Genomic DNA, 26,528 nt, shown 5'->3' with positions numbered 1-26,528 from the left:
CGATCCTCTCCGGCTCAGTGCTGCCGCGACAAGACCGTCCGTTCGTACGCCGTGACCGAAAACGCCACCCAGCCCGCCCCGAGCAGCCAGCCGCCCAGGACGTCGGTGGGCCAGTGGACGCCGAGATAGAGCCGGGTCAGGCCCACCCCGACCACCGAGAGCACGGCCACGACCACGGCCCACAGCCACCACTGCGCCTCCACCCCGTGGCGCCGCAGCAGCCAGAGCACCGTCACGCAGGTGACCATGGCCGTCATCGCGTGGCCCGACGGGAAGGCCGAGAAGTGGGCCGAGTCGACCGGATCGGGCCACTCCGGGCGCTCGCGGCCCACCGCGGACTTCAGACCCTGCTGGAGGAAGGTGCCGACCGCGCTCGTCGCCGCCACCCACACGGCGAGCAGGCGTTCGCTCCGCCACCACAGCCACACCACGGCCACGGCGATCAGCGCACGCATCGTCCAGGGGTCCCACACCCAGTCGCTCAGGACGCGGTTCACCCGGACGAGCCCTGGATCCTCGACGGCCCACACGTGCAGTCCGTCGGCGACGGAGCGGTCGAAGGCGATGAGCGGTGACCAGGCGATCGTGACCAGGAACAGCAGGACGGCGAAGAGCCCGACCAGCAGCGACCCGGTGCGCACCGGGCCGGCCGGCGGTCCGGCCTCCGGGGGAGTGGTCGGAGCGGGATGTGGCGAGTGCATGAGAGGGATCTTCCCCGCGAAAGGAGATCTACGGCTGACCCAGCGCACGAAGTGCGGGGACGAAGGCCACCAGCAGCGGTACCACCGGCACCAGCGCGGCCGCGGCGGTCAACCGCAGACGACGGCCCGCGGTGAGCCGCGGAACGGGCGCCAGCAGCCGGTTGACGCGCTGCGGCAGCTGGGCGTCCGGAGTGGGGCACGGACCGAACACCCCGCGATCCTCGTTCAGTTCCACCAGCGCCAGAGCGATCGTGAGCCGCCCGAAGCGGCGCGAGGCGACATCGTCGGCGGCCAGCTCCACCAGCCGGTGCATCTCGTCGCGGAACGCGGCGAACACCGGGATCTGCGGGAACCCGTTGGCGAGCGCCGAGGAGCAGTGCAGCAGCCAGTCGTGGCGTGCCTGGGCGTGACCCTGCTCGTGCGCCAGGACCGCGTCGAGCTGACGGCCCTTCAGCCGTCGCAACGCCGCGGTGGTGATGACCAGTTGAGGCGCGGCACCGGGCAGCCACCACGCGTCGGGGCGTGCCCCCTCCAGGACGACCAACGGCTCACTGCCCGGCTGCTCGCCCGGCATGAGGGGGGAGCGCACCAGCAGCTCGCTGCGCCGCTGCCTGCGGCGCAGCCGGGCCCGGCGGATCTCCCGGGTGAGCATGGCGGCGGTCCACAGGCCGCCGCAGGCCAGCACGACCGCGAGGACGGCCGACCACGGCCCGTTCGCCCCGAGGGCGTAGGCCTCCACGACCCCGTGCGGCGCGGGTGCGAAGACATGACCGCGGACGAGCTGCCAGGCCGCCGCCGCGCTGAAGGTCATCGACAGCGCGAACGACAACAGCACCGCCGCCACCACGCACTGCCACACCCACAGGGCCACCACCGGCTCGCGCTCCGGCCAGTCGGCACGCGACAGCAGTCGCGGAGCCGCCACGGCGGCCAGTGCGCCGAGCGTCAGCAGCACGAGGGAGACCAACATGCCGTCAGCCTATGAGCGCGCGGCTACTTGCGGGTATGACCCTGCGCGCCAAGTGATGTACGCCACGGTCTTCGCGACCGGTCTCGCGGCGGTCCGTCGGGGGCGTCAGAGGGTGAGCAGCATGGCGAGCATCGCGAGGCCCATCGCCAGTCTGCAGGCCGGAGCGAGCTCGGGCCGGGTGCCGAAGGAGAGCGTTCCGCTGACGCCCGCGGCAGCCGGGACGGGCACCAGCCGCACCCCCGAGCGCAGGACGTACGCCGCGTAGTACACGAGCAGCGCGCCGGTCAGCAGCGGTACGCCGGCCGGGGCGTGACCGGTGTGGGCGCCGCCTCCGGGGGCCATCGCCAACGCCATGTAGACCATCGCGAGCGAACCGACCGCGTGGTGCAGATGATGCCGACCACGGCGGGCCGGCCACAGGGCCGCGAGCGCCGCGGCGCCGAAGACGGCCGCGTACCCCGTCCAGGCCCACACCGGCAGCACGACCACGGCTGCCGGCAGCGCCATCGCCGCCATGCCGAAACCCATCAGCGCCTCTCCGCCGGCCGCCCTGCGCGCCTCGCCGGAGGTGCCGCGCATCCGCACCAGGCAGTACAGGCCGGTCGCTCCGCACAGCGCCATGAGCAGCCAGCCGGACATCGCGGGTCCGTGCACGGCGAACCTCCCCCATCGACGGATGTCGAGAGGTCGATGCCCGGCCACCACCGGGGGTACGCGAGCGCACGGGGGTGCACAGGGAGCACTGAGCGGCGTCCGGGCCCGCGCCCTCCGCCCGCGCGCCCCGCCCGCTCCCCGGCGGCCGGCTCAGGGGCGGTGACGCAGCGGATGATCGCCGGGCACCTCGACGACGGCGATCCGATGGCCGTCCGGGTCCGCGATCCACATCTCGATCAGCCCCCACGGCTCCTGCACGGGTGGCCGCAGCACCTCGACACCCTGCTCCGCCAGCTCCGCGTGGACGGCCGCCACGTCCTCGACCTGGAGCCACAGTTGGGGCCCGTTCGCGGCGGGAGGCTCGGAGCGGCCCGAGATCTCGAGGAAGCCGCCCCCGAGGAAGTAGACCGTGCCCCGCTCGGGACCGCTCCCGAACTCCCGGTAGACGGCGAGTCCGAGCTTTTGCCCGTAGAACTGCCGGGAGCGCTCGGGGTCGGTGGGACGCAGAAGGATCCGGCTGCTCAGCACATGCACCATGCCCGAACCCTAGATCGTGTCCGCGGGTACTCTCGTGGCACGCGCACGCTGTTGAGAACGGAGAGCGATCCATGGACACCGCGCCGCCCCGGGACTCCGGCGAGCTGACGTACCGCGACGCCGTCGCCGCCGACACACCGGCGCTGGTCGGGCTGATCGAGTCCGCCTACCGGGGTGACACGAGCCGGACCGGCTGGACGACCGAGGCGGACATTCTCGGCGGCCGGCGCACCGATCCCGAGGGCGTGCGCGAGGTCATCGAATCCCCCGGCAGCCGCCTCCTCGTCGTGGAGCGCGATGGTGAGCTGATCGCCTGCTGCCAGCTCGAACACCGAGGCGAGGCCGCCTACTTCGGCATGTTCGCCGTCCGCCCGAAGCTTCAGGGCGAGGGGCTGGGACGTCTGGTCATCGCCCAGGCGGAGCGCAGTGCACGTCAGATGTGGGGCGTGCGCGAGATGCACATGACGGTGATCTCGGTGCGGGACGAGCTGATCGCCTGGTACGAGCGGCGCGGCTACCGCCGTACGGGAGAGCTGACGCCCTTCCCGTACGGCGACGAGCGCTTCGGCATCCCGCAGCGCGAGGACCTGGTCTTCGAGCTGCTGGTGAAGGATCTGACGGCGTGATCCCCCACCGGCTCCGCACCGCAGCCGGGCCCTGACCGACCGACACGCCCTACGCGGTGAACCGCCCGGTGCGCCGGATCTCCGGGTAGTCGGTGGTCGCGCCGTCGAGTTCGAGGGCGCGAACCAGCCGCAGCTGGTCCTGGGTGTTGACCACCCAGCCGATCACCTGAAGCGCTTCGCCGTGGGCGTGCTCGACCGTCTCCAGGGTCAGCCGGCGGATGTTCAGGGCGAGGGCTCCCGCGCCCACGGCCTTGGCGCGGTCGACGATGTCGGCACCCCAGCGGCTCGCGATCAGCACCGTGCGGACACCCGGCACCAGCGAGGCGATCTCGGCCACCGCGTCGTCGTGGAAGGACGAGACGGTGACCCGGTGGACGAGGTCGCGCTTCCTCATCACCTCGGCGAGGGCGCGCGCCGCGGCGACGTCCTTGATCTCGGCCTGGAGCGGTGCGTGCACCGCGTCGAGGACCTCTTCGAAGACCGGCACCCGCTCGCCCTGGCCCGCGTCGAGCTCGCGCAGCTCCGCCAGGGTCTTGTCGGCAATGGGTCCCTTGCCGTCCGTCGTACGGTCCACGTCGGCGTCGTGCATGACGACGAGCGCGCCGTCCTTGCTCAGATGCAGATCCAGTTCGATGGCGTCCATCCCGGCCCGCTCGGCCCGGACGAAGGAACGCAGGGTGTTCTCCGGCTCGACGCCCATGACCCCGCGATGACCGATGGTGAGGAAAGTCAAGATTCTCTCGCTTCCGTCGACGGCGGCTCCCGCGCGGCGTGGCCTGACGACGCGGCGCGGCAAGGACGCAGCCTAGTAGCCGCAACCCCGGATGAAACCGCTCTCGCACGCGGTAACAGGGGTGATTGGCGCCGACTTCCGGCCACTCGGGCGCCTGTCGTGTCCCCCGCTCGTGGGCGCGTCCTGTACGGCTTGACGTCATGTCAGCCCTGCGCAAAATCCTGCGGGCCGCCGCGCCGGGAAGGAACGCTGGGGCCGACACACTGATCTCACGGACGAGGGAGACCCGGATGACCGTCGGGAGAGACCGGCTGAGGCCCGAGGTGAGGGAGTTCGTCGACATTCTGGCTGCCGTCTTCCCGGACGTCGGGGTGTCGGTGACCGATGCCGTGGAGGCGCGGCGGATCATGGACGCCTCCCTGTCGCCCTTCGGCCGGCCCAAGGTGGGCGGGGTGGCCGACCGGACGATCCCCGGCCCGCCCGGCGCCCCCGAGCTGTCGGTGCGCGTCTACCGTCCCCTTCCCGAAGCCGGACCCGGGCCCTGGCCGACGGCTGTCTTCTTCCACGGCGGCGGCTGGGTGCTCGGCGGGCTGAACAGCCACGACCGCCTGTGCCGCCAGCTCTGCCGGGACGCGGGGGCCGTCGTCGTCGCCGTCGACTACCGCCTCGCTCCCGAGGTGCGCTTCCCGGTCCCCATCGAGGACGCGTACGCCGCCGTGTGCTGGGCCGCGGACCACATCGGCGAGCTGGGAGGCGACCCGCGCGCCCTGGTCGTCGCGGGGGACAGCGCCGGCGGCAACCTCGCCACCTGCGCCATGCTCGTCGCTCGCGAGCGCGGCGGCCCGGACGTCGCGCTGCAGGTGCTGATCTATCCGGCGACCGACGCGGCTCTCGACACGGAGTCGCACCGCACCAACGCGGAGGGTTACTACCTCACCGCCGAGCATGTCCGCTGGTTCCGCGACCTCTACCTCGGGCCGGACGGTGACATCCATCACCCGCTGGCCTCCCCGCTGCACGCCGAGCTCGCCGGACTGCCTGCGGCGCACATCGTCACGGCCGGCTGCGACCCCGTCTGCGACGAGGGGCGGGCGTACGCGAAGCGGCTCGCCGAGGCGGGCGTACCGGTCACGGAAGCCCACTATCCGGGGATGTTCCATGGCTTCCTCGCGCTGAGCAATGTGGTCGACGAGGCGAAGGACGCGATGGCCGGTGTGGCAGAAGTCATTGCCTCGACCATGATCAACCGCAAACCTTCCGGTGATCATGAACGTGGGGAAGAATAATTTCGCTTCTGGCTACTTGTACCGGAGAACCGGGCATAGATACGGTGTCTTGACGCGAGGTTCTCCTGTGGAGGAAGTGACATGACGGAAATTCTTGTGCAGGACGCCGCACCTGCGCCCATATCCCCCGCCGACCGGGTCGTCGAGCACCCGGCCTGGACGAGGCTCAAGAATGCCGTCGAGGAGATCCGTCCCTGGCAGTCCAAGGACGGCTCCATCGACTTCGACGCCGAGGACGCCCCCGCGCGTGTCGACGCCGAAGCGGTGGTGGACCGCGTCATCGACGCGATCGGTGAACTGTCCCCGCTCCTGCCGCACGACGCGGAGTACCACCGCGCGCTCGTCGCCGACCTGCGCAAGTGGGCCGACGACGCCTTCGGCATACCCGACTTCCTGGACGCGCTGCTGGCCTTCCAGCCCGCCCGGGGCCGCGCCGACGGGCTCCAGCACCTCGTCGTCTTCCCGATGTACACGCAGAACGGCAACCCGGACCGCAACCTCGAAGCGGTCGTGCTGCGCATGGTGTGGCCCGAGTGGCTCGCCGAGCTTGAGCGCACCCGCTACGACAACCCCCTCTTCTGCGGCATCACCTTCGAGGACTTCACCGCGGGCTACGACACCAACTCCGCGGTGCTCTTCCCGGAGACGATCGCCGTGCGCGAGGCCCCCGAGCGCTTCACCTGGGGCGGCATCTTCTGCGACCGCGAGGCCGCGCGCTTCCGCGCCGTGACGAGTGAGGCGGTGCAGGTACTCGGTCTCGAACTCCCGGAGGACATCCAGGAGATGATCGGTGACCAGGAGCGCTGCCAGCAGGCCTTCGTGCTCTGGGACATGGTCCACGACCGCACCCACAGCCACGGCGACCTGCCCTTCGACCCCTTCATGATCAAGCAGCGCCAGCCGTTCTGGATGTACGGCCTCGAGGAGCTGCGCTGCGACCTCACCGCCTTCAAGGAGGCCGTGAAGCTCGATGCCGAGGGCCACTCCCACGGCCGCGACGTTCAGTACGCCGTGCTCTTCGACCGCATGTTCCGCTTCCCGGTCACCGGCGAGCGCGTGCGCAACTACGACGGCCTCGGCGGCCAGCTGCTCTTCTCCTACCTGCACAAGCACGACGTACTGCGGTGGACCGACAACACCCTGAAGATCGACTGGGAGCGGGCGCCGCAGGTCACGAACCAGCTGTGCGCCGAGATCGAGAAGCTCTACCGCGACGGCATCGACCGCCCCAAGCTGGTCCACTGGTTCGCCGCGTACGACCTGGTCTCCACCTACCTGGCCCCGCACCCCGGCTCGCGCTGGGCCAAGGGCCCGGACGCCCTCGACCTGTCACAGCCTCCCCGGAAACTCGTCGACGACGTGCTTCCCGACGAGTTTCCGCTCAGCATGTTCTTCGAGGCGCTCTCCAAGAAGCTGAAGACGGTGATCGCCTCCACGAAGGGCATCACCGCGGCGGGTACGGCAGCGGCCGACGGCGCGACGCCCTCCGGGGCAGCCGCATGAGCACGCGCACAAAGGAGACCACGACCATGAACTCAGGCTCGAACGCGCCGCTGGACGGCGCCGTGGTCGCGGTGGCGGGAGCGGCGGGCCCCGCGGGCCGCGCCACCCTGCTGCGCCTCGCCGAGGCGGGCGCGACGGTCGTCGCCTCGGACGCCGATCCCGAGCGGCTCGCCGAGGCGGTCGACGCCGCCCGGTACGCGCACGGCGGAGCGACCGTCACGGGGGACACGGTCGACCTGCTCGACCTGGACGCCGCGCGGGAGTGGGCCGACAAGACGGAGAAGGAGTTCGGCCGCATCGACGGCCTGGTCCATCTCGTCGGCGGCTGGCGCGGAAGCCCGTCCTTCGCGGAGACGAAGCTCGCGGACTGGACCCTGCTGGAGAAGCTGCTGATCCGCACCGTCCAGCACACCTCGCTCGCCTTCCACGACGGGCTGCTGCGCAGCGACCGGGGGCGCTTTCTGCTGATCAGCGCGGCCGGCGCGTCCAACCCGACCGCCGGCAACGCTGCCTACGCCGCGTCGAAGGCCGCGGCCGAGGCCTGGACGCTCGCCCTCGCCGACGCCTTCCGCAAGGCGGGGGGCGACGACGGCCCGAAGGCCGCGGCTGCGATCCTGGTCGTGAAGGCACTGGTGCACGACGCCATGCGCGCCGAGCGCCCGAATGCGAAGTTCGCGGGCTTCACGGACGTGACGGAACTGGCGGAAGCCATCGCCGGGGTCTGGGACCGGCCCGCCAGGGAAGCGAATGGACAGCGTCTGTGGCTGACCCCCAAACCGTGAAGGCCGCACCGACGGCGGCCCGCCGCCATCACGACCCCGAGGTGCGCGGCTTCGCGAGCGACAACTACGCGGGCGCCCACCCCGAGGTCCTGGCGGCGCTCACCCTCGCCAACGGCGGTCATCAGGTCGCCTACGGCGAGGACGAGTACACCGACCATCTCCAGCGCGTCATGCACAGCCACTTCGGGCCGACGGCCGAGGCCTTCCCGGTGTTCAACGGCACCGGCGCCAACGTCACGGCGCTCCAGGCGCTCACCGACCGGTGGGGCGCGGTGATCTGCGCCGAGTCCGCGCACATCAACGTGGACGAGGGCGGCGCACCGGAGCGGATGGGCGGCCTCAAGCTGCTCACCGTGCCGACCCCGGACGGCAAGCTCACCCCCGAGCTCATCGACCGGCAGGCCTGGGGCTGGGAGGACGAGCACCGGGCGATGCCGCAGGTCGTCTCGATCACCCAGAACACCGAGCTGGGCACGGTCTACACCCCGGCCGAGATCCGCGCGATCGTCGAGCACGCCCACGGGCACGGGATGAAGGTCCACCTCGACGGCGCCCGGATAGCCAACGCGGCGGCGTCCCTGGACGTCCCGATGCGTACGTTCACCAATGCCGTCGGCGTCGATGTGCTGTCCTACGGCGGCACGAAGAACGGCATGCTGTTCGGCGAGGCCGTGGTCGTGCTCAACCCGGACGCCGTCAGCCACATGAAGCATCTGCGCAAGATGTCCATGCAGCTCGCCTCCAAGATGCGTTTCGTCTCCGTACAGCTCGAGGCGCTGCTCGCGCGCGATCTGTGGCTGCGCAACGCCCGGCACTCCAACGCCATGGCGAAGCGGCTGGCCGACGGCGTACGCGGTGTCGACGGCGTCGAAATCCTGTACCCCGTGCAGGCCAACGCGGTCTTCGCGCGGCTGCCCAACGCGGTGACGGAGCGCTTGCAGAAGCGGTTCCGCTTCTACTTCTGGGACGAGGCCGCCGGCGATGTGCGCTGGATGTGCGCCTTCGACACCACGGAGCAGGACGTCGACGCCTTCGTCCAGGCGCTCAAGGAGGAGATGGCGGCGTAGCGCCGCGAGGGAGCAGCCGGGCATACGGGCCGGCCGGACACTGTCCGGCCGGCCCGCGGGCGCTGTGGCGCCGTGGATCCGCCGAAGAGTCCAATGGGATGGACTGTCCAGTACGGTACGATGTACCACGTCCCGCGGTGCCCGCCGTGCGCCACCCGTCCGCACCGGCCGGTCGAGCGCTCCGGCACCGTCTCCCCAGCGCACTGTGAGGCAGCCCGGCATGACGCTCTCGCTCACCGTCTCCGACGAGGTCAGGGACCTCGTCCCCGGATTCGTCCACCTGGCCGTCGAGGCACACGGCCTGGTCAACGGGCCGAGTACCGCTGAGAGTTCGGCACTGCTGGACGCCGCGGCCGCACGGCTCGCCGAGCGGCTGGACGGACGCGCCCCGCACGAGGACCCGCACATGGCCGCCTGGCGCGCGGCGTACACCGCTTTCGGCTCCAAGCCGTCCCGCACCCGCAACTCCGCCGAGGCGCTGGCCAGGAGGGCGCTCGCGGACGGCGGACTGCCGCGGATCAATGTGCTGGTCGACCTCTACAACGCCATCAGCGTGGCCCATCTGATTCCGGTCGGCGGCGAGGACCTGGACCGCATCCGGGGCGGGATGCACCTGGTGCGCGCCACCGGCAGCGAACCGTTCGTCACCGTCGCCGGCGGCGAGGAGACGGTGGAGCACCCGGACGCGGGCGAGGTCGTCTGGCGCGACGACGAAGGCGTCACCTGCCGGCGCTGGAACTGGCGCCAGGGGCCGCGCACCCGGCTCACCGAGGAGTCGGTGAACGCGGTCTTCCTGCTGGAGTCGCTGGCCCCCATGACGACCGGCGAGCTCGAGGCCGCGGGCACCGAACTCGCCGAGTCGCTGGAGAAGCTGAGCCCGGGCGCGCGCATCACGATCCGTCCGCCGCACTGAGGAGTGGGCGCACGGGCGGGCCTGCTGCCCGGTCGGGTGTGCGCGGCGCGGCCCGTCGAGGGGCGTGCCCGCCGACGGGCGTGACGTTTCAGCCGGCTTCGCGGACCTCGGCCGGAGTCGGCGCCGTACCCCCGAGGTGCGCGGGCACCCACCAGGTGTCGGACGCGTCCTTGGGGCGCACGGGATAGGCGCGCTGAGCCGCTTCGAGGAGCTCCTGCACGCGCTCGCGCAGCCGGCGGGTGATCGCACCCGCGTACTGGTCGGTGGGTGCCTCGACCGGCTCGCCCACCCGGATCGTGACGGGGATGTGGCTGCGGCGGAAGTTGCGCGGGCGGCCCTTGGTCCACACCCGCTGCGTGCCCCACAGCGCCATGGGGATGAGCGGCACGCCCGCCTCCTGCGCCAGCCGTGCGGCACCGGACTTGAACGACTTCAGCGTGAACGACTGCGAGATGGTGGCCTCGGGGAAGACGCCGATGATCTCGCCCGAGCGCAGGGATTCGAGGGCGTGCTCGTAGGCGGCCTCACCCTGCTTGCGGTCCACCGGGATGTGCTTCATGCCGCGCATCAGCGGGCCGGAGATCTTGTGCCGGAAGACGGAGTCCTTCGCCATGAAGCGCACGAGCCGCTTCTGCGGCAGCGCGGCGAGGCCGGTGAAGATGAAGTCCAGGTAGCTGATGTGGTTGCTGACGAGCACAGCACCGCCGGTGCGCGGGATGTTCTCCGAACCCTGAGTGTCGATCTTCAGGTCCAGCGCCTTGAACATGGTGCGAGCGGCGCCGATGACCGGCCGATAGACGAGCTCTGCCATCTGGAGAGGGCCCTTCTGTTGTGCCCGGGGAGGGTTCTCCCGGCGGAAGTTACGCAGCCGTAGGTTTTCGGCATTGCGCCGATCGTGCCCCATGGGCGGCGTGCTGGCCAGTCCTGGTGGCGGAGGTCGGCGAGATTCTTGTCACGTCCTTCCCGTCACATTATGGACGCCTTGGCGTCACCCGCCGCAGAAGCAGGTACATCTCGCAGCCGAGGCAATAGCCGAAGACGGCGTTGAGGAAGGCGGCGGCAAGAGCGCAGGCGGTCGCCGCGACGCCCAGCCATGCGGGTCCGGCGACGTAGCCGATCAGCCCGAGGAGCGCGAAGGCGAGCCCGACCCCCTGGGCGAACCGCGGCGCCGCCGGGGACTCCAGCTCGGCAGGCGGCCCGAGCCTCGGCCTGACGGCGGTGCGGAAGAGCCACCCGTACGGCGAGCGCGGCACTCCCAGCAGCGCACCCGCCGCGAAGCACAGGGCCTGCCAGGCGAGCAGGCCGCCGCTTGCGGTGATCAGTACGACGGCGAGTACGGCCGTGGTGACGGCGGCCCCGAAGCGCGGGCCCCTGACGTCGATGTCCATGCTGTTCAGGATCACGCACCGCACGGGCCCTGGAGCGGTGGGAATCTTTGCAGTCCTGTGAACGCTGGAGTTGAGGATGAGCGGACTTGTGGTGTGCGCGCTGGTGCTCGCGGCGGCGAGCGTGTTCGGGGTGTGGCACAGGAAGAACGGCGGGAGGCTGAAGGTGCGCGGTCGGGATGCGGGGAAGAGGCTGAGCCCGGCCGATCTGGGGGCGGAGCTGGGGCGACGGGCGACGCTCGTGCAGTTCTCCAGTGCTTTCTGCCAGCCGTGCCGGGCCACGCGGCGCACCCTCACCGATGTCGCGGGCATGATCGACGGCGTGACCCACGTCGAGATCGACGCTGAGGAGCGGCTGACGCTCGTCCGCGAGCTCGGCATCCTCAAGACACCGACCGTCCTGGTGCTCGACTCCACCGGACACATCGTCACCCGCGCCGCCGGTCAGCCCCGTAAGGCGGATGTGATCAACGCGCTCGGCCGGGCGGTGTGACGCACCGTGATCCGTCTCGCACCTTCTGGGCAGCACTTGACTGCACGTGCCACGCATCGCCAGGCTGACGCTGTGTCCGAAGAACCTTCCCTCCGTGGGCCGGCCCGCACTCCATGACCGCTACGCCTGATCTCGGTACTCCACGAGTGGCCTCGCCCGAGCTGCTCCGCGCCGTCTTCCGCCGCCACGCCGCCGGTGTGTCGGTGATCACCGCGCAGGACGAGAAGCCCGTCGGTTTCACCGCCACCTCCCTCAGCTCGGTCTCGGCCGACCCGCCGCTGATCTCCTTCGGGGTCGGGACGGCGTCCTCCAGCTGGCCGGTGATAGCCCGGGCGGAGCACGTCGGCGTCCACATCCTCGGCGAGCACCAGCAGGAGCTGGCCGCCACCTTCGCCCGCAGCGGAGCGGACCGCTTCGCCGCGCCCACCCGCTGGCGCAACGGCCCCGAGAACGTGCCCGTCATCGACGATGTGCCCGCCTGGATGGTCTGCCGGGTCGTCGCGCGCGTCCCGGCCGCGGACCATCACCTCGTCATCGCCCAGGTGGTGGCGGGGGATTCGACGGGAACGGCCGGCCCGCTCGTCTATCACCAAGGTCGCTTCAACGCCCTGCGGGACTGAGAGTTCCCGGTTACGCAGCGTTGGCAACGTCACAGTTCCAAGCGCTTGCTCACGGGGTACATGAGGGATGTACTGGTGAGTAATATTTCGCTCAGGGCACCGGTCGCCCCGACCGGAAACCCCGCCTTCAGGCGCCTATGCTGCCTGCATAAGGCAGGCCCCTGGCCCACGGCGCCGGGGACCCCACAGAAATGACCGATGTAGTAGGAGAGCCGGCGTGAGCTTGAGGATCGTTGTCTGTGTGAAGTACGTGCCCGACGCCACCGGCGACCGGCACTTCGCCGATGACCTGACCGTCGACCGTGACGACGTGGACGGTCTGCTGTCGGAGCTGGACGAGTACGCGGTCGAGCAGGCGCTGCAGATCGCCGACGAGGCGGACGACGCGGAGATCACCGTGCTGACCGTCGGCCCGGACGACGCCAAGGACGCGCTGCGCAAGGCGCTCTCGATGGGTGCGGACAAGGCCGTTCACGTCGAGGACGACGATCTGCACGGTTCCGACGTCATGGGCACCTCGCTGGTGCTGGCCAAGGCGATCGAGAAGACCGGTTACGACCTGGTCATCTGTGGCATGGCGTCCACGGACGGCACGATGGGCGTGCTCCCGGCGATCCTCGCCGAGCGTCTGGGCGTCCCCCAGGTCACGCTGCTCTCCGAGGTCTCGGTCGAGGACGGCACCGTCAAGGGCCGTCGCGACGGCGACTCGGCGTCCGAGCAGCTGGAGGCCTCCCTCCCGGCGCTGGTGTCGGTCACCGACCAGTCGGGCGAGGCGCGTTACCCGTCCTTCAAGGGCATCATGGCGGCCAAGAAGAAGCCGGTGGAGTCCCTGGACCTCGAGGACCTGGAGATCGACGCCGCCGAGGTCGGTCTCGAAGGCTCCTGGACCAAGGTCGACTCGGCCACGGAGCGCCCGGCGCGTACCGCGGGCACGATCGTCAAGGACGAGGGCGAGGGCGGCAAGCAGCTCGCGGAGTTCCTCGCGAGCCAGAAGTTCATCTGAGGCCGAGCGCCTCTCACCGCCCCCAGCTCTTTCGCATTCGCAGGAGATTGAAGTCCCATGACTGAAGTTCTCGTCTATGTCGACCACCTGGACGGTGCCGTCCGCAAGCCCACGCTGGAGCTGCTGACGCTGGCCCGCCGCATCGGCGACCCGGTCGCCGTCGCGCTCGGCGCCGGTGCCGAGTCCACCGCCGCCGCGCTGGCCGAGCACGGCGCGGTCAAGGTGCTGACCGCCGACGCTCCCGAGTTCGCCGACTACCTCGTCGTGCCGAAGGTGGACGCGCTCCAGGCCGCGTACGAGGCAGTGTCCGCCGGGGGCTCCCTGGCCGCCGTGCTCGTACCGTCCTCCGCCGAGGGCAAGGAGATCGCGGCCCGCCTCGCGGTCCGTATCGGCTCCGGCATCATCACCGACGCCGTCGACCTGGAGGCCGGCGACGAAGGCCCCATCGCCACGCAGTCCGCGTTCGCGGCGTCGTACACGACCAAGTCCCGTATCAGCAAGGGCACCCCGGTCATCACGGTCAAGCCGAACTCGGCCGCCGTCGAGGCCGCTCCCGCCGCCGGCACGGTCGAGGCCCTGTCCGTCTCCTTCTCCGAGGCGGCGACCGGCACCAAGGTCGTCTCGCGCACCCCGCGTGAGTCCACCGGCCGCCCCGAGCTGACCGAGGCCGCGATCGTGGTCTCCGGCGGACGCGGCGTCAACGGCGCCGAGAACTTCGCGATCATCGAGGCGCTCGCCGACTCGCTCGGCGCGGCCGTCGGCGCCTCCCGCGCCGCCGTCGACGCCGGCTGGTACCCGCACTCCAACCAGGTCGGCCAGACCGGCAAGTCGGTCTCGCCGCAGCTGTACATCGCGTCCGGCATCTCCGGTGCGATCCAGCACCGCGCCGGTATGCAGACGTCGAAGACCATCGTGGCCGTCAACAAGGACGCCGAGGCCCCGATCTTCGACCTCGTCGACTACGGCGTGGTCGGCGACCTCTTCGAGGTCGTCCCCCAGCTGACCGAACAGGTCACGACCCGCAAGGGCTGACCCGCACCGCTCTGAACGGCCGGGGCCGCACGGTGATTGCCACCGTGCGGCCCCGGCCGCGTTCGGGGGACCATTGACGCAGGTCGCGACCGCCTATTAACTTCACTATGCGGATTGTTGATTCCGTGAAGTGGAAAACAGGAGGGTGTGGGATGGGTCAGCAGGAGAAGGTGGCAACGAGCCTCGCCGGCGCGGTCAGCGAGGGCATCAGCGCTTCCCTCGCACCGGTGGACGCGGAGCTCGCCCGTCGCTACCCGGGAGACCCCGGCACCCGCCAGCCCGTTCACACCGTCTATGTACCGGGTGACGTCTTCGCCGCCGGCACCATCCGCTCCTGGGGAGACCAGGCGCTCGCGGCACTCGACGAACACGCCCCGGACGCCGCCTCCCTCGCCGCCGTTCTCGGTCTCTCGGACGCACTGGCCGAGCCCGTGTACCGGCGTGTACGGGCCAAGCTGGAGCGCGAGCCCATCGAGGACCTGCGCATCGACTTCGAGGACGGCTACAGCGGACAGGGCGAGGACGCCGACGCGGCCAGGGCCGCCCGTCTGGTGACCGAGGCCTACGCGCAGGGAACAGCCGCGCCGTACATGGGCATCCGTATGAAGTGCATGGAGGCGCCCGTACGCGACCGGGGCATCCGCACGCTCGACATCTTCCTGACCGGCCTCATGGAACACGGCGGCCTCCCGGGTGGACTCGTGCTGACCCTCCCCAAGGTCACCTACGCCGAGCAGGTCACCGCGATGGTCCGGCTGCTGGAGGAGTTCGAGAAGGCGCGCGGACTCGACGCCGGCCGGATCGGCTTCGAGATCCAGATCGAGACCAGCCAGTCCATCCTCGCCGCCGACGGCACCGCCGCCGTCGCCCGCATGATCGACGCCGCCGAGGGCCGCGCCACCGGGCTGCACTACGGCACCTTCGACTACAGCGCCTGCCTGGGCGTCAGCGCCGCCTACCAGGCGAGCGACCACCCCGCCGCCGACCATGCCAAGGCCGTCATGCAGGTCGCGGCCGCCGGCACCGGGGTACGCGTCTCGGACGGCTCCACCAATGTGCTCCCCGTCGGCCCCACCGAGCAGGTGCACGACGCCTGGCGGCTGCACTACGGACTGACCCGCCGGGCCCTGGCGCGCGCCTACTACCAGGGCTGGGACATGCATCCCGGCCATCTTCCGACCCGCTACGCCGCCGTGTTCGCCTTCTACCGCGAGGGCTTCGAGCAGGCGGCCGCCCGCCTCGCCGCCTACGCCAACCACGCGGGCGGCGATGTCATGGACGAGCCGGCCACCGCCAAGGCGCTCAGCTCCTACCTGCTGCGCGGCATCGACTGCGGGGCGCTGGACACCGCCGAGGTGGCCGACCTCACCGGTCTGACCCGCGCGGGTCTCGACAGCTTCGCGGCTCCGCGGCGAGGGGATCTCACCGCCACAGCCCAGTAACGGTGGCCAACTCCCGTCACTGCTGCCCCTGCTGCTCCGCCTAGTCTGTACCTGGAACGCGCACGCCCGCGCAGGCGGAATGCGCACAGACACGGAACAGGAACGGGGCAGCGGTGACGTCGGGGGAGAACGAGCGGCTGGCCGGCCGCTACCGGGTGATCGAACAACTGGGCCGCGGCGGCATGGGAGTCGTCTGGCGCGCCGTCGACGAGGTGCTGGGCCGCGAGGTGGCCGTCAAGGAACTGCGTACCTACTCCGACTCGTCCGGCCCCGAACTGGCCGACCTGCGGATCAGGATGCAGCGCGAAGCGCGGGCCGCCGCCCGCATACGCCACCCCTCCGTCATCGCCGTGCACGACGTCACCGACCACGACGGCCGCCCGGTCATCGTCATGGAGCTCATCGACGGCCCGTCCCTCGACGACGTGCTGAGCAGCCAGGGCGTGCTCGACCCGCGCGAGGCCGCCCGTATCGGGGCCAAGGTCATGGAGGCCCTCGGCGCCGCCCACCGTGTCGGCGTGCTCCACCGGGACGTCAAACCCGGCAACGTCCTGCTGGACCGGGGCGGAGCCTCCGGGGCCGACAGCCGCGTCGTGCTCACCGACTTCGGCATAGCCGCGATGGACGACCCGGGCGACGGCTCCACCACCCATCTGACCCGCAGCGGCGAACTGGTCGGCTCGCTCGACTACCTGGCACCCGAACGGGCGCAGGGTCAGGAGCCCGGTCCCGCCTCCGACATCTGGGCACTGGGCGCCACGCTGTACGCGGCGGTCGAGGGCGCGGCCCCGTTCCGGCGCACCTCCACCTGGTCGACGCTCAACGCCATCGTGGTGGAACCGCTGCCCGAGCCGCAGCGAGCCGGGGCGCTGGGCCCCGTGCTCCGGCAACTCCTGCACAAGGACCCCGCACAGCGCCCCGACGCGGACACCGCGGCCCGGCTGCTGGCCGCGGCCGCCGCCGACACCGCCACCGCCTCCACCGCGCCGCTGGGACCGCCGGCGCCCGGCCCGCAGGAGCCGGCGACCCGGGTGCCGACCGTACTCAACGCGGCACCGCACCGTCCCGAAGGATTCGGTCCGGCAGCCCCCGAACCGGTAGCCGCCGCACCGGCACCGGCCGTCCCCGCCGTCACGGCGCCGGTCGCCCCGCAGGGTTCCCGGCCCGCGCCGACGTCCCGCGGCCGCGGCCGGATGCTCATCGCCGCGGGCGTCGCTGCCGTCCTGCTCGCCGGCGGAGGCGTGACGTACGCCCTTGTCGACCGCGGCGGCTCCTCGACCGCCGAACTGGCGGGCGGCGAGGGCACGTCACCGTCCAAGGGCGCGGGCGACAAGACGGAAGCGGGCAGCGAGGTCGCACCCGGGGGGAAGAGCCCGAGCTCCGGGCCCTCCGAGCCGGACGCCGATACGTCCCCGTCGAAGTCCGCCAAGCCGCCGGCCGCCGGAACGAACGGCGCGGGCGAATCCACGGGCGGTTCGTCCGGCAAGGGAGGCGGTGCGGGAGCCGGCGACACCACCGGCGGCGCATCGGACACCTCGGGCGGCGGATCCGGCAGCGCGACCGGTGGCGGTGCGGCGACGGGCGGCGGCTCCGACCCGGATCCCGCGCCCGTCTGTCATGCGATCGGTGGCGGCAAGTACAACTGCAAGGTGTGGCGCACGGCCACCTCGTACACGGCGTCCGGCACCGAGAAGGGTGTGCTGAAGGCGGGCACCAACTACTTCTACTGCCAGCAGAACCTGGGCCGCCGCGAGACCCACGGGCAGTGGACCAACGTCTGGTGGGCCAAGACCGACGACGACAGCGGCAACACCGGAGTCTTCGTCAGCGACGTCAACATCCAGGGCGGCCACAACGACGAGCCGGTGCCCGGCCTGCCGGTCTGCTGACCCAGCGCAGGGCAGGGCAGGGCAGGGCGGGCGGCGGGCCCGCGGGTGTCTAGCGGTCGCCCGCGGGCGGCGGGATCTCACCGCTGCCCCGCGGGATCAGCACCGTCTCCAGGGCGACCTGGGCCGGCTCGTCGTCCGCGCCGTCGAGGCGCCGGAACAGCCGCTCCGCGGCCGTGCGTCCCAGTGAGGCCGCGTTCTGGGCTATCACCGTGATCCCGAGCAGATCCGCGAGCTCGATGTCGTCGAAGCCCACCAGGGCCACCTGCTGCTCCCGCTCCGCCAGCACCCGCACGGCGGTGACGGTCACCCGGTTGTTGCCGGCGAACAGCGCGGTGACCGGCTCGGGCCCGGACAGCATCCCGGTGACGGCCGAGCGCACCCGCTCGGGCGCCGTGGAACCGAGCGACACCCACGAGTCGTCCACGTCGAGCCCGGCGTCCTCCATGGCCGCGCGGTAGCCGCGCAGTCGCTCGACAGCCGTGTGGATCCGCGGCTGGTCGCCGATGAAGCCGATACGGCGGTGGCCGTGCGCGATCAGATGGGCGACGCCGGCCCGGGAGCCGCCGAAGCTGTCGGAGAGCACCACGTCCGCGTCGATCTGACCGGCCGGCCGGTCCACGAACACCGTGGCGATACCGGCCTTGATCTCCGGCTCCAGATAGCGGTGGTCGTGCCCGGCGGGGATCACGATGAGACCGTCGACCCGGCGGGCGCACAGTGCGAGCACCAGCTCCTGCTCGCGGTCGGGGTCCTCGGCGCTGGACCCGTTGATGAGCAGCGCGCCATGGGCCCGGGCGACCTCCTCGACCGCGCGGCTCAGCGGGCCGTAGAAGGGGTCGGCCAGATCCTCCAGCACCAGCCCGATCGAGGCGGTGCGCCCCTTGCGCAGCACCCGCGCGCTGTCGTTGCGGCGGAAGCCGAGGAACTCGATCGCCTCCTGCACCCGGCGTTCCGTGTCGGGTGTCACACCGGCCTCGCCGTTGACCACGCGGGAGACCGTCTTCAGACCGACTCCGGCACGTGCGGCGACGTCCTTCATGGTGGGACGATTCCCGTATCGGGGCTCGGGACCTCGCGTGCGCACGGGGGTGTGCGAGGGGCGGTCGGTATCGGCCACAGTGCGTAGTCCTGTCGTTGTGCGGCGTATGCGAAGCTGTACCGTCGAGCATAGGGCCTGGACAACGTTGTCAGGGGAATGGAGACTGGTTACCTAACCGCAGGTCCGACCAGTTTCCCGGGGGATCCCACACCAATGCATACCGACCTCGTCGCCGCGCTGGACATCGGCGGCACCAAGATCGCCGGCGCGTTGGTGGACGGCAGCGGCCGCATCGTTCAGCGGGCGCAGCGCCCCACACCGGCCACCGAGGGCGCCGAGACGGTGATGCACGCGGTCGAGGCGGTGCTCGCCGACCTGTCCGCCTCACCGCTGTGGGCCCAGGCATCGGCCGTCGGTATCGGCAGCGCGGGCCCGGTGGACGCCTCGGCCGGCACGGTCAGCCCGGTCAACGTCCCCGGCTGGCGCGACTTCCCCCTGGTCTCGCGCGTCCGGCAGGCATCCGGCGGGCTGCCCGTCGAACTCGTCGGTGACGGCGTCGCGATGACCGCCGCCGAACACTGGCAGGGCGCGGCCCGCGGTTACGACAACGCCCTGTGCATGGTCGTGTCGACCGGCGTCGGCGGCGGACTCGTCCTCGGCGGCAAGCTGCACCCCGGCCCCACCGGCAATGCCGGTCACATCGGCCACATCAGCGTCGATCTCGACGGGGACCTGTGCCCCTGCGGCGCCCGCGGCTGTGTGGAGCGGATCGCCAGCGGCCCGAACATCGCCCGGCGCGCGCTGGAAGGCGGCTGGCGGCCCGGACCCGACGGTGACACCTCGGCCGCCGCCGTGGCCGCGGCGGCCCGGGCCGGACACCCGGTCGCCACCGCCTCCTTCGACCGCGCCGCCCAGGCCCTCGCCGCAGGTATCGCCGCGACCGCGACGCTCGTGGAGATAGAGATAGCCGTGATCGGCGGGGGAGTGGCGGGCGCGGGGGACGTCCTGTTCACGCCGCTGCGCCGGGCCCTGCACGACTACGCCACGCTCTCCTTCGTCCAGCGCCTCCGTGTCGTCCCCGCCCTGACGGGCACGGACGCGGGCCTCGTGGGCGCCGCCGCTGCCGCCTCGCTCGCCCGGCACGGCGAGGCGGCAGCGGTCGTCAGCAGCCGATCCTGAGATCGCCCCAGTCGGCATGGTCGTAGCTGATGCCGTCCCCGCCGTCGGTGACCACCAGCCGGACGACCTCGGCGCCGCTCACGTCGGCCGAGATCGGCTGAGCGGGCATCGCTTGGGTCAGGACGCCGGTCGAGGTGACCTTCTCGCCATCCGCCCAGATCTCGAACGTCACCGTGCCGCGTGTTCCCGTCTCGTCGTCGAGCCCGACCTGCGCGGTGAGCGTGGAGCACCTCCCGCCCGTGTAGTACTCCACAGCACTCGCGGCGTGGACGCCGAGGCCCTTGGCGAACTCCTGGCCGCCGATCGTGATCGGCCCGCCGTCGCCCGCCTCACTCTCGCCGTTGCTCCGGTCCCTCTCGACCGGACCCCAGTCATTGGCGGCACTCAGCCAGCCCAGATCGCTCGGATACGACTCACCGGCCGGTGGCGCCACCACGACCTGGATCCGCGCCGGCACGGCGGAGGTGAGCCGCTGCCCGGTCGGCGAGCGGTAGGCGGCCGTGAGCGTCAGGTCGTACGCACCGGGGGGCGTGCCCGCGGGGATCGCCGTCTCCCAGGCGGTGGTGAGCTTCCTGCCGCTCGGGAGCGCGGCCGCGGTGGTCGGGGACGTGGGCCTGAGCTTCCAGCCCGCCGGGCCGGTCAGGGAGACGGACACCGCCAGTGCTGGTGTGCGGCCGAGATCGGTGACGGTGGTGGTGAGCGTGCCCGTCCGTCCGGCTTCCCTCATCAGGCCCTCGTCGGCGCTCACTTCGACGGCCGGCGGGAGCAGGGCCCACTTCCGGTCGACGAAGACACGCACCAGCACGGTGCCGTGCGCCGGAACCGTCGCGGCTATCGTCCCCGCGGTGTTGGTGTCGGAGTGCTTCCACAGGTCGCGCATCCGGTACGCGGGCGCGCTCGGGAGGCCGACGGCCTTCGCGGTGGTGGCGATCCGCTGCGGAGCGCCGCTCTCGTTGAACAGCGCGACCGTACGGCTGCCGTCCTGCATCTCCTTGGCCACGACCCACCGGCCGCCCGCGGAGGAGACCACGGCGCCCTGCTTGCCCAGCGGGTCCTGGTCGACGGCGATCACCTCACGGTTGCCGAGGATCTCGAAGGCGGAGGCCGGGGCCTTGCGCAGATCGGATCCGATGAGCAACGGGGCCGCCATGACCGACCACATGGAGAAGTGGGAGCGGTACTCGGTGTCCGTCATCCCGCCGTTGCCGACCTCGAGCATGTCGGGGTCGTTCCAGTGGCCGGGTCCCGCGTAGGGGGCGAGCGGCAGGTTCTGCTTCATGATGGACAGCATCGAGCCCCAGTGATCGCTGATGTCACCGGTGGTGCGCCAGAGTTGGCCGACGCCCTTGGCCCACTCCCACGGCTTGTTCTCGCCCCACTCGCAGATGCTGTAGACGATGGGGCGGCCGGTCGCCCGCAGGGCGTCGCGCATGGTGGTGTAGCGGAGCTTGGCGTCCACGCCCTGGTTGTTGCAGTTGTCGTACTTGAGGTAGTCGACGCCCCAGTCGGCGAACTGCTGGGCGTCGCTGTACTCGTGGCCCAGAGCGCCCGGGAACCCGGCGTCGTTGCAGGTCTTGGTCCCCGCGCTGGTGTAGATGCCGAACTTCAGTCCCTTGGAGTGCACGTAGTCGGCGACGGCCTTGATGCCGTTCGGGAAGCGCACGGGGTCGGGAACGAGTTTGCCTTCGGCGTTGCGCTGCGGCAGGGCCCAGCAGTCGTCGAGGTTGACGTATGCGTAGCCTGCGGCCTTGAGCCCCTTCTCGACGAAGAGGTCGGCGATCCCCTTGACCATCGACTCGTTGAACTCCGCCCGGCAGTGGGTGGAGTTCCAGTTGTTGAAGCCCATCGGCGGGGTGAGAGCCTGTGCGTCGTCGACCTGTGGAGCGGCGGGACGGGGTTCCGCCCCCGTGACCGGGGCGGCGGCCACGGCCGGGGTACCTAAGCCTCCGGCGCTGAGCAGCAGGGTGGCCAGCGCTCCGACGACTCGATGGCGGGTACTGCGGGTGGGAAGGTATCGCATCGTGACTTTCCTCCGTACTCGCACCTGTTTGAGGCGGCGTCATGTACGCGTAAGTGACGAGCGTTTACGGTAGGGCGTGTTGGAGTCTGTTGGAAGAGATGCGGTAACGGTTGCACGATCTCGCGTCAGAACCCTTGACGACACCCTTTCCTGGGAGTGAGATCCAATCCTCGCGTTGAGTTGTGTTGGGTTGCACCCCGAAGGAGGGGACATGGCGCAGTCATCGTTCAACAGTTCAGCGGCACCCGGGAGCGTGGCAGGACATCGGATGTCCCGGCGGAATCTGCTGCGCGGCGCCGCGGCGGGTGCGGGTGCGATCGCGCTGCCCTCGCTGCTCGCCGCGTGCGGCGGTGGTCCGGGCGGGGACGGCAAGACCGTCACCATGGGATCCAATTCGTCCGACCCCGTGCCGAAGAAGGCCTTCGCGGACGCGTTCGCCGCGTACGAGAAGCAGTCCAAGGAGAAGCGGAAGATCAAGGTCAACACCGTTGACCACAACACCTTCCAGGAGAACATCAACCGCTATCTGCAGGGCAAGCCGGACGATGTCTTCATGTGGTTCGCGGGCTACCGCATGCAGTTCTTCGCCAAGAAGGGCCTCCTGCACGACATCAGCGACAACTGGGAGGGCTACCAGGGCTTCTCGGCGGCGCTGAAGGCCCAGTCGACGGGCGAGGACGGCAAGCAGTACCTCACGCCGTACTACTACTACCCGTGGGCGGTCTTCCACCGTAAGAGCGTCTTCCAGCAGTTCGGCTACACGGCGCCCAAGACGCTCGACGAGTACATAGCCCTCGCCAAGCAGATGCAGAAGGACAAGCTCGTCCCCATCGCGTTCTGCGACAAGGACGGCTGGCCGGCGATGGGTACGTTCGACTACATCAACATGCGGACCAACGGCTACGAGTTCCACAAGAGCCTCATGGCCGGCAAGGAGGCGTGGACCGACAAGCGCGTCAAGGACGTCTTCGACACCTGGCGCAGCCTCCTTCCGTACTGCCAGCCCGCGGCCAACGGCCGCACCTGGCAGGAGGCCGCCACCAGCCTCCAGAAGAAGGAGACGGGCATGGCGGTGTTCGGACTCCCGCACCCCGGCGCCCAGTTCCCGAAGGCGGAGCAGGCCGACATCGACTTCTTCCCGTTCCCGGAGATCAACCCGGAGCACGGTCAGGACGCGGTCGAGGCGCCCATCGACGGCTTCCTGCTGGCGAAGAAGTCCAAGAACCTCAAGAACACCCAGACCATGGAGAGCGCGAAGGACCTGCTGAAGTGGCTGGCCACGGGCAAGGCCGAGGACATCTACCTCGCCAGTGACCCCAACAACATCGCCGTCAACGACCAGGCCGACATCTCCCGGTACACCGACATCCAGAAGAAGGCCGTCGAACTCGTCTCCGGCGCCAAGCAGATCTCGCAGTTCCTGGACCGCGACACCCGGCCCGACTTCTCCTCGACGGTGATGATCCCGGCCATCCAGACCTTCATCAACAAGCCGAAGGACGTGGACGGGTTGGTCAACAGCATCGAGCGGCAGAAGAAGAGCATTTTCGCCTCCGAAGGCTGACCCCCCACCATCTCTACTTGGAGCCATCACCCGTGCCGCTGAACACTCCGCGGCGCGCCGTACGACGAGGGCCGCGGCGCTTCACACGCCGCGACCTCGCCGTGATGGGCGTGCTACTGGGCATACCGATCCTGCTCGACGTGGCCATTGTCTGGGGGCCGACGCTGGCCTCCGTCGTGCTGTCCTTCACCAGCTGGGACGGCATCGGGGACATCTCCTGGGTCGGCACGAAGAACTACGAGAACCTCTTCACGAACTACCCCGCGTTCTGGCCGGCCGCGCGCCATAATCTGCTCTGGCTGGCCTTCCTCGGGCTGGTCGCCACCCCGTTCGGACTGCTGCTGGCCGTCCTCATCGACCGGGGGGTGCGGTTCAGCAGGTTCTACCAGTCCACGCTGTACATGCCGGTGGTGCTCTCGCTCGCCGTCGTCGGCTTCATCGCCCAACTGGTCTTCTCCCGCGACCAGGGCGCGCTCAACGCGATCCTCGCGAACACCGACAACCCGACGGACTGGCTCGGCGACCCGGACCTGAACATCTGGATGATCCTGCTGGCGGCGGCCTGGCGGCACACCGGCTACGTGATGATCCTGTATCTGGCCGGCCTGAAGGCGGTCGATCCCTCGCTCAAGGAGGCGGCGTCGATCGACGGTGCCGGTGAGGCGCAGACGTTCTTCCGCGTCGTCTTCCCGACGCTCCGACCCGTCAACGTGATCGTCGGCGTGATCACCGTGATCGAGGCCCTGCGCGCCTTCGACATCGTCTACGCCGTCAACAAGGGCCGCAACGGCCTGGAGCTGCTGTCCGTACTCGTCACCGACAACATCATCGGCGAGGCCAGCCGGATCGGGTTCGGCTCCGCCATCGCCGTGGTGCTGCTGCTGTTCTCCATGGGATTCGTTGTGACGTTCCTGGTCCAGGAGATCCGTGGGGAGAAGAACCGATGATCGACACCGCCCCTGCGCCCGCCACCGCCCGGACCGAGAGCGCCCCGCCCCGCAAGCGCCGGATCCGTCCGGGCCGGCTCGGCGTGCACGCGTTCCTGATGACGGTCTCACTGGCCTTCCTCGCGCCGCTGCTGCTCGCGGTCTACGCCTCACTGAGGCCGTACGACGAGACGTCGCAGCACGGGTACTTCTCGCTGCCGAAGAAGCTCTCGTTCGACTACTACCAACAGGCCTTCAGCGACTCGGGGATGACGAAGTACTTCATCAACACCCTGATCATCGCGGTGCCCGGAGTGATCGTCACGCTCTTCTTCGCCTCCTTCGTGGCCTTCGCCGTGGCGCGCCTGAACATGCGCGGCTCGATCGTGCTGCTGATGCTGTTCACCGCAGGCAATCTGCTGCCGCAGCAGGTCATCGTCACGCCGCTGTACGTGATGTTCAACCGCATCCCGCTGCCCTACTGGATGTCGGACTCGATGACGATGTTCGACTCGTATTGGGCCGTCGTCTCCGTCCAGGTCGGATTCCAGATCGGCTTCTGCGTCTTCGTCCTCGCGAACTTCATGCGCACGCTGCCGAAGGAGATCCTCGAGGCGGCGATCGTGGACGGGGCGAGTGTGTGGACGCAGTACTGGCGCGTCACGCTGCCGCTGTGCAGGCCGGCCCTCGCGGCCCTCGGCACGCTTCAGTTCACCTGGATGTACAACGACTTCCTGTGGGCGCTGGTCTTCATCTCCGACGGCGACAAGCTCCCGATCACCTCGGCGCTGAACAATCTGCGCGGTCAGTTCTTCACGGACTACAACCTGCTGGCCGCGGGCTCGGTGATCGTGGCGCTGCCCACGCTGATCGTCTTCCTGCTGCTCCAGCGGCACTTCATCGCGGGGCTGACGCTCGGGTCGAGCAAGGGCTGACCCGCCCGTCGGCCGACCCGCAGCCCGACGCCCCCGCCGGTGACGGTGGGGGCGTCCGTGTCCGTCCGCATCAGGGGCAGGATTCGGTCAGCTTGACCGCGCCGAAGTCGAGTTCGGTGCCGACGTCGACGGTCCTGCCCGCCCCGACGCTCTGCGAGCACACCTTCCAGTTCCGGTCGAAGACCTGCATCCGGCCGGCCCCGGTGCTGTCGTGGGACGTCAGGAAGAAGAAGCCCTCTGCCTGGGCGGAGTCCTGGGCCTCCTGGAGGCCCATGCCGACGAAGTCCAGGACCTTGGCCCGCTCTTCGGCGGGAGCCTTGCCGTCCGGGGGAGCGACGACGGCCTTGGGCGCCGTCGTCTTCGGTGCCACGGTCTTCGGCGCCGTGGTCTTCGTGGCGGGCGGCGCGGGCTCGGCGACCACCGGTTCCGCGGCCTTCGCCGTCACCGTGGCGGTCACCGTCGGTGCCGGATGCGCGGCGGTGGTGGTCGTCTTGGTCTCGCCGCCTGCCGAGCCGACGACGACGCCGAAGAAGAACAGCCCGACGGCGGACGGAATGATGACGCGCTTACGTGCCCAACCGGGCTTGGGAGTCGGCGCCACCGCCTGATACGGGGCGGTCGGCTGCTGGTTCCAGGTCATTGATCCCCCCAAGGATGCTTCGTGGAGACTTGACCGTACCGGTCCGGTTCGGACCGATGTGAAGCAGGGGTTCCGTTAGTGACGAACCTATGACGAATCGTCAGAGGGGAGGGAGGGTGCGGGTTTCGGGGCTGTTCGGGTTCGCGAAGGATCGGGCGTCGGACCGGTGCAGGACCACACATGCCCCCGTCCCGGTCCGGGACGGGGGCACAGGCAGTGCGTGGCTTTCCGAGGATGCCCGCCAGGGCACGCGCGTGGTCGGGCAGGCGCGAGCGGCGGCGCCGTTCTGGGCGGCCGCCTCAGGTCATCGCGTCCGCGGAGTGCTGGGTCACGATCACCAAGAACGCGTCCGACTCGAGGTCCATCACGACCTCGGCCGGCTGGCCCTCGTCCCGGCGCTGGCGGGCGAACTCCTCGGCCGGCCAGCTGCCTCGCGGGCCCCCGGCGGGGAACCACTCCAGTACCGTACGGCGCATCGCGCACCCCCTTTGTCTCAGCAGCTCCAACGACGCTCCGCCGCCCCATGTCACGGCCGGGCGCAGCTTTCGCTTCGTAGGGTGAGACGCGGGCCGCCCTCGTGCGGTGGCCG

Annotated in this window: 27 protein-coding genes; 16 read left to right on the top strand and 11 right to left on the bottom strand. The window is 70.5% G+C overall.

The features are described from left to right. Window positions 1–14: 14 nt before the first annotated feature. The 4 genes from ACQPWZ_RS04700 to ACQPWZ_RS04685 form a co-directional block, all read right to left on the bottom strand. A complete protein-coding gene (locus tag ACQPWZ_RS04700) occupies window positions 15–701 on the bottom strand; it encodes a phosphatase PAP2 family protein (protein WP_433570729.1) in 687 nt (228 codons plus the stop codon). A 28-nt stretch (window positions 702–729) separates the two neighbouring features. Beyond that, entirely contained in the window at window positions 730–1,671 is a 942-nt protein-coding gene (locus tag ACQPWZ_RS04695) for a M56 family metallopeptidase (RefSeq protein WP_356706843.1), read from the bottom strand. A gap of 105 nt (window positions 1,672–1,776) precedes the next feature. Beyond that, window positions 1,777–2,325, bottom strand: a complete 549-nt coding sequence (locus tag ACQPWZ_RS04690; RefSeq protein ID WP_340471856.1) for a DUF5134 domain-containing protein — start codon at window positions 2,323–2,325, stop codon at window positions 1,777–1,779. Window positions 2,326–2,475: 150 nt separating this feature from the next. Continuing rightward, window positions 2,476–2,862 carry a VOC family protein gene (locus ACQPWZ_RS04685; RefSeq protein WP_433570728.1) on the bottom strand — a complete coding sequence of 129 codons (387 nt, stop codon included), beginning with the start codon at window positions 2,860–2,862 and terminating at the stop codon, window positions 2,476–2,478. Between the two features lie 71 nt (window positions 2,863–2,933). Here ACQPWZ_RS04685 and ACQPWZ_RS04680 point away from each other — a divergent pair, with 71 nt between their 5' ends. Next, complete coding sequence (locus ACQPWZ_RS04680) at window positions 2,934–3,488, top strand: GNAT family N-acetyltransferase (protein WP_340471854.1); 555 nt, start codon at window positions 2,934–2,936, stop codon at window positions 3,486–3,488. 49 nt (window positions 3,489–3,537) lie between these two features. On the opposite strand, the gene ACQPWZ_RS04675 is transcribed toward ACQPWZ_RS04680, so the two are convergent. Beyond that, window positions 3,538–4,221 (bottom strand): glycerophosphodiester phosphodiesterase, encoded by a 684-nt coding sequence (locus tag ACQPWZ_RS04675; RefSeq protein WP_340471853.1) that lies wholly within the window; start codon window positions 4,219–4,221, stop codon window positions 3,538–3,540. A 290-nt stretch (window positions 4,222–4,511) separates the two neighbouring features. Between ACQPWZ_RS04675 and ACQPWZ_RS04670 the strand changes: the two genes are divergently transcribed. From ACQPWZ_RS04670 to ACQPWZ_RS04650, 5 genes are all read left to right on the top strand, one after another. Next, the gene (locus tag ACQPWZ_RS04670) at window positions 4,512–5,507 is read left to right on the top strand and encodes an alpha/beta hydrolase (protein ID WP_340471852.1); all 996 of its coding nucleotides are present in this window, start codon (window positions 4,512–4,514) and stop codon (window positions 5,505–5,507) included. 81 nt (window positions 5,508–5,588) lie between these two features. Next, complete coding sequence (locus ACQPWZ_RS04665; protein ID WP_356706853.1) at window positions 5,589–7,010, top strand: DUF6421 family protein; 1,422 nt, start codon at window positions 5,589–5,591, stop codon at window positions 7,008–7,010. A 26-nt stretch (window positions 7,011–7,036) separates the two neighbouring features. Next, on the top strand, window positions 7,037–7,792 hold the full coding sequence (locus ACQPWZ_RS04660; protein ID WP_340471850.1) for an SDR family oxidoreductase: 756 nt from the start codon (window positions 7,037–7,039) through the stop codon (window positions 7,790–7,792). Continuing rightward, entirely contained in the window at window positions 7,771–8,859 is a 1,089-nt protein-coding gene (locus tag ACQPWZ_RS04655) for a threonine aldolase family protein (RefSeq protein ID WP_433570727.1), read from the top strand. Before ACQPWZ_RS04660 ends, ACQPWZ_RS04655 begins: the two co-directional genes overlap by 22 nt. Window positions 8,860–9,079: 220 nt before the next feature. Next, a complete protein-coding gene (locus ACQPWZ_RS04650; protein WP_340471849.1) occupies window positions 9,080–9,772 on the top strand; it encodes a B3/B4 domain-containing protein in 693 nt (230 codons plus the stop codon). Window positions 9,773–9,860: 88 nt separating this feature from the next. Here the strand turns inward: ACQPWZ_RS04650 and ACQPWZ_RS04645 are convergent, their stop codons facing one another. Together ACQPWZ_RS04645 and ACQPWZ_RS04640 are read right to left on the bottom strand one after the other, a co-directional pair. After that, on the bottom strand, window positions 9,861–10,583 hold the full coding sequence (locus ACQPWZ_RS04645; RefSeq protein WP_340471848.1) for a lysophospholipid acyltransferase family protein: 723 nt from the start codon (window positions 10,581–10,583) through the stop codon (window positions 9,861–9,863). 160 nt (window positions 10,584–10,743) lie between these two features. Next, window positions 10,744–11,160, bottom strand: a complete 417-nt coding sequence (locus tag ACQPWZ_RS04640) for a DUF4395 domain-containing protein (RefSeq protein ID WP_356706858.1) — start codon at window positions 11,158–11,160, stop codon at window positions 10,744–10,746. Between the two features lie 76 nt (window positions 11,161–11,236). Between ACQPWZ_RS04640 and ACQPWZ_RS04635 the strand changes: the two genes are divergently transcribed. The 6 genes from ACQPWZ_RS04635 (at window position 11,237) to ACQPWZ_RS04610 (ending at window position 17,636) form a co-directional block, all read left to right on the top strand. After that, a complete protein-coding gene (locus tag ACQPWZ_RS04635) occupies window positions 11,237–11,650 on the top strand; it encodes a TlpA family protein disulfide reductase (RefSeq protein ID WP_340471846.1) in 414 nt (137 codons plus the stop codon). 113 nt (window positions 11,651–11,763) lie between these two features. Further along, complete coding sequence (locus ACQPWZ_RS04630) at window positions 11,764–12,270, top strand: flavin reductase family protein (protein WP_356706860.1); 507 nt, start codon at window positions 11,764–11,766, stop codon at window positions 12,268–12,270. A 217-nt stretch (window positions 12,271–12,487) separates the two neighbouring features. After that, window positions 12,488–13,273, top strand: a complete 786-nt coding sequence (locus ACQPWZ_RS04625) for an electron transfer flavoprotein subunit beta/FixA family protein (protein WP_313947743.1) — start codon at window positions 12,488–12,490, stop codon at window positions 13,271–13,273. Window positions 13,274–13,330: 57 nt separating this feature from the next. Further along, complete coding sequence (locus ACQPWZ_RS04620) at window positions 13,331–14,305, top strand: electron transfer flavoprotein subunit alpha/FixB family protein (RefSeq protein WP_340471844.1); 975 nt, start codon at window positions 13,331–13,333, stop codon at window positions 14,303–14,305. A gap of 152 nt (window positions 14,306–14,457) precedes the next feature. Continuing rightward, window positions 14,458–15,747, top strand: coding sequence for a DUF6986 family protein (locus tag ACQPWZ_RS04615; protein ID WP_340471843.1), 1,290 nt, complete (start codon window positions 14,458–14,460; stop codon window positions 15,745–15,747). 113 nt (window positions 15,748–15,860) lie between these two features. Then, window positions 15,861–17,636 carry a serine/threonine-protein kinase gene (locus tag ACQPWZ_RS04610; RefSeq protein WP_433570726.1) on the top strand — a complete coding sequence of 592 codons (1,776 nt, stop codon included), beginning with the start codon at window positions 15,861–15,863 and terminating at the stop codon, window positions 17,634–17,636. Window positions 17,637–17,685: 49 nt separating this feature from the next. Here ACQPWZ_RS04610 and ACQPWZ_RS04605 read toward each other — a convergent pair whose 3' ends face one another. Beyond that, entirely contained in the window at window positions 17,686–18,675 is a 990-nt protein-coding gene (locus ACQPWZ_RS04605; RefSeq protein ID WP_356702566.1) for a LacI family DNA-binding transcriptional regulator, read from the bottom strand. 213 nt (window positions 18,676–18,888) lie between these two features. Here ACQPWZ_RS04605 and ACQPWZ_RS04600 point away from each other — a divergent pair, with 213 nt between their 5' ends. Further along, window positions 18,889–19,854: an ROK family protein gene (locus tag ACQPWZ_RS04600; protein WP_433570725.1), complete on the top strand. Its 966-nt coding sequence runs from the start codon at window positions 18,889–18,891 to the stop codon at window positions 19,852–19,854. Here ACQPWZ_RS04600 and ACQPWZ_RS04595 read toward each other — a convergent pair. Further along, complete coding sequence (locus ACQPWZ_RS04595) at window positions 19,838–21,874, bottom strand: NPCBM/NEW2 domain-containing protein (RefSeq protein ID WP_433570724.1); 2,037 nt, start codon at window positions 21,872–21,874, stop codon at window positions 19,838–19,840. The two genes, ACQPWZ_RS04600 and ACQPWZ_RS04595, sit on opposite strands and share 17 nt — an antisense overlap. A gap of 268 nt (window positions 21,875–22,142) precedes the next feature. Between ACQPWZ_RS04595 and ACQPWZ_RS04590 the strand changes: the two genes are divergently transcribed. The 3 genes from ACQPWZ_RS04590 to ACQPWZ_RS04580 are packed head-to-tail and all read left to right on the top strand — an operon-like array spanning window position 22,143 to window position 25,299. After that, complete coding sequence (locus tag ACQPWZ_RS04590) at window positions 22,143–23,438, top strand: ABC transporter substrate-binding protein (RefSeq protein ID WP_433573766.1); 1,296 nt, start codon at window positions 22,143–22,145, stop codon at window positions 23,436–23,438. Window positions 23,439–23,470: 32 nt separating this feature from the next. Continuing rightward, window positions 23,471–24,385, top strand: coding sequence for a carbohydrate ABC transporter permease (locus ACQPWZ_RS04585; RefSeq protein WP_313947751.1), 915 nt, complete (start codon window positions 23,471–23,473; stop codon window positions 24,383–24,385). After that, window positions 24,382–25,299, top strand: a complete 918-nt coding sequence (locus tag ACQPWZ_RS04580) for a carbohydrate ABC transporter permease (protein WP_340471838.1) — start codon at window positions 24,382–24,384, stop codon at window positions 25,297–25,299. Before ACQPWZ_RS04585 ends, ACQPWZ_RS04580 begins: the two co-directional genes overlap by 4 nt. A 70-nt stretch (window positions 25,300–25,369) precedes the next feature. On the opposite strand, the gene ACQPWZ_RS04575 is transcribed toward ACQPWZ_RS04580, so the two are convergent. Both ACQPWZ_RS04575 and ACQPWZ_RS04570 read right to left on the bottom strand, forming a co-directional pair. After that, window positions 25,370–25,939 carry a hypothetical protein gene (locus ACQPWZ_RS04575; RefSeq protein WP_433570723.1) on the bottom strand — a complete coding sequence of 190 codons (570 nt, stop codon included), beginning with the start codon at window positions 25,937–25,939 and terminating at the stop codon, window positions 25,370–25,372. A gap of 299 nt (window positions 25,940–26,238) precedes the next feature. Further along, window positions 26,239–26,415 (bottom strand): hypothetical protein, encoded by a 177-nt coding sequence (locus tag ACQPWZ_RS04570; protein ID WP_340471836.1) that lies wholly within the window; start codon window positions 26,413–26,415, stop codon window positions 26,239–26,241. Between the last annotated feature and the right edge of the window lie 113 nt (window positions 26,416–26,528).

The organism is Streptomyces sp. CA-251247, from assembly GCF_050952975.1.
In the GTDB taxonomy this organism is placed as follows: Bacteria; Actinomycetota; Actinomycetes; order Streptomycetales; family Streptomycetaceae; genus Streptomyces; species Streptomyces achmelvichensis.
Note: the sequence above shows the minus strand (reverse complement) of the source record. Positions and strands in the feature narration are given on the sequence as shown.